The 457-nt window shown below is 69.8% G+C and carries 1 protein-coding gene; it reads right to left on the bottom strand.

From position 1 onward, the window contains the following. Positions 1–131: 131 nt before the first annotated feature. Positions 132–457: hypothetical protein (locus I6F37_RS39445; protein WP_225154294.1), on the bottom strand; the 326-nt coding region annotated here is incomplete at its 5' end.

Below are 457 nucleotides of genomic sequence, written 5' to 3'. Positions count from 1 at the left end.
CGGGATGAGCACGGAGGCGATGACGACGACGATCGCGATTGCGTACCAGATGCGCCGCTTGCCGACGAAGTCGACCGAGCGTGCGCCCGTGTAGAGGTCGTTGCCGAACCTCTGGAACCTGGTCTGGGCCATCAGTCGTCGCTCCCCGTCGAGTCGTTCCGGGTGTCATCGCGCCCGCCCTTGCCGGCGCTCACGAGCTCGGCGGCCTTGCGCTCGGCGATGGTCTGCCGCTTTGCGGCCTCCCGGCCGCTCGAGGCGATCTTCGTGCTCTGCACCGACTCGCCCGTGCGGAAGCGCGCGGCCCCGCGGTAGACGGCGCCGAGGGCCTCGGGATCGAGCCCGGAGGCCGGTCGGCCGCTCGAGAAGAACGCCGTCTTCGCGAGCAGCTGCAGCGTCGGGTGGGTGAAGAGGATGACGACCAGCACGTCGATGACGGTGGTGACGCCCAGCGTGAAGG

This window comes from Bradyrhizobium sp. NBAIM08 (assembly GCF_020193935.1).
GTDB lineage: Bacteria > Pseudomonadota > Alphaproteobacteria > Rhizobiales > Xanthobacteraceae > Bradyrhizobium > Bradyrhizobium yuanmingense.
This window is presented reverse-complemented; position numbering and strand designations above follow the sequence as displayed.